Annotated in this window: 2 protein-coding genes, 1 tRNA gene and 1 other RNA gene; 1 reads left to right on the plus strand and 3 read right to left on the minus strand. The window is 57.8% G+C overall.

Features of this window, described 5'->3' with window-relative positions; translation table 11 throughout:
- Positions 1–2: 2 nt before the first annotated feature.
- Positions 3–902, plus strand: a complete 900-nt coding sequence (locus MYY08_RS17860; protein ID WP_288015220.1) for a LysR family transcriptional regulator — start codon at positions 3–5, stop codon at positions 900–902.
- On the opposite strand, the gene MYY08_RS17865 is transcribed toward MYY08_RS17860, so the two are convergent.
- From MYY08_RS17865 to MYY08_RS17875, 3 genes are all read right to left on the minus strand, one after another.
- Positions 899–1,264 carry a FlxA-like family protein gene (locus MYY08_RS17865; protein WP_038624912.1) on the minus strand — a complete coding sequence of 122 codons (366 nt, stop codon included), beginning with the start codon at positions 1,262–1,264 and terminating at the stop codon, positions 899–901. The genes MYY08_RS17860 and MYY08_RS17865 overlap by 4 nt on opposite strands.
- A 176-nt stretch (positions 1,265–1,440) precedes the next feature.
- Positions 1,441–1,566: non-coding RNA, RtT sRNA (locus MYY08_RS17870), on the minus strand.
- Between the two features lie 29 nt (positions 1,567–1,595).
- A tRNA-Lys gene (locus MYY08_RS17875) sits at positions 1,596–1,671 on the minus strand.
- Positions 1,672–1,699 lie beyond the last annotated feature (28 nt).

Consider the following 1,699-nt stretch of genomic DNA (forward strand, 5'->3'; position numbering starts at 1 on the left):
AGCTGCGGGTTTTCGTCGCCGTCGCTCAGCACGGCAGCTTCAGCCAGGCGGGACAGGCGATTGGCTTGAGCCAGTCGGCGGTTAGCCACAGCATCAAAGAGCTGGAAACGGAAATGGGCATCCGCCTGCTGGATCGCACTACGCGCGAAGTCCTGCTGACCGATGCCGGACAGCAGCTGGCGACGCGTCTGGAGCGTCTGCTGGAAGAGCTGAACACTACGTTGCTTGACGCGCGCAGCTTCGGACAGCAGCGCAGCGGGACGGTGAGGGTTGCCGCCAGCCAAACCATCTCCGCGCATTTGATGCCGCAGTGTCTGGCCGCCAGCCAGCTTAATTACCCTGAAATTAAAGTGATGCTGCGCGACCGACCGCAGCAGTGGGTGGTGCAGAGCGTGCGCAACGCTGAAGTGGATTTCGGTATCGTCGTCGGGCCGCTGGCGACCGATGAGTTTGAATCACAGCCGATACTGGATGAGCCTTTTTTGTTGTTGTGTCGCCAGGACGATCCTTTGGCGCAGGCGGAAGCGATTCGCTGGCAGAGGCTGAGCGGCCGCACGATGGTATTGCAGGATTATGCGTCCGGCAGCCGCGTGCTGATTGATGAAGCGCTCAGGCAGCAGCGGGTCGAGGCGGAGATTGTGCAGGAAATTGGACATCCCACCACGCTCTATCCGATGGTCGAAGCGGGGATCGGCATCAGCATTTTACCGGCGCTGGCGCTGCCGTTGCCGGCGGGACGACCGCTGACGGTTCGTCGGCTGCTGCCGGAAATTAACCGTACGCTGATGCTGATTCGCCGCAAAAACCGCTCGTTGACGCCCGCGGCGGAAGCGATCTGGCAAGAGGTGCGCCAGCAGGCAAGGCTGCTGACGCAACAGCGGCAACGGATGCCCGCTTTTTAGATATAAACGTTAATTTGGTTTTCGGTCGTCGGGCGGTTAACGCCGTCGGCGATTTTTACGCTATTGCCGCCGTTTTGCGCCTGCTGTTTTTTGCTCGCCTCTTCCGCCTGCTGACGTTGCAGCTGCGCCAGCTGCGCCTGCAACAGTTTGATCTGATTCTGGAGCTGTTCCTGCTGTTTCTGCTTTTCCTCCGTCGTGCCGTCGGAGCTGCTTATATCCTTCAGCTTCTGCTGCAGCTTGGTGATTTGGCTGGTGAGGCTGGCGATTTGCGATGAAACGTCACTGCTGCTGCTACTGCCTGAGCTGGCGGAGCTGCCGCTCTGTCCGACGCTGGGAGTCGAAGTGTTAATGGTCGTCATGATTTCCTCCTTTATAACAAACCATTACGTTTATCGGATGCAGGGAGGCCATTCTTGAGCGCCGAAAGCGTAAAAGAAGTGATAAGAAAACGAAAGGAAACAGAAGGAGGAGAGGCAGCAGGTTCTCATCCTGCCGATTTTACATAGCAAAAAGGCGCCTTTAGGGCGCCTTTCTACACTGGTGGGTCGTGCAGGATAACTCGGCTTTGCCTCGCCCTTCGGGCCGTTGCCGCTGGCAACGTTGTCTCGCAGAAGCTCGACCCGAACCTGCTGCAGGTTCTCATCCTGCCGATTTTACATAGCAAAAAGGCGCCTTTAGGGCGCCTTTCTACACTGGTGGGTCGTGCAGGATTCGAACCTGCGACCAATTGATTAAAAGTCAACTGCTCTACCAACTGAGCTAACGACCCGATGGTGGGTGATGACGGGCTCGAACCG

This window comes from Mixta sp. (assembly GCF_024610815.1).
Taxonomy (GTDB): Bacteria; Pseudomonadota; Gammaproteobacteria; order Enterobacterales; family Enterobacteriaceae; genus Mixta; species Mixta calida.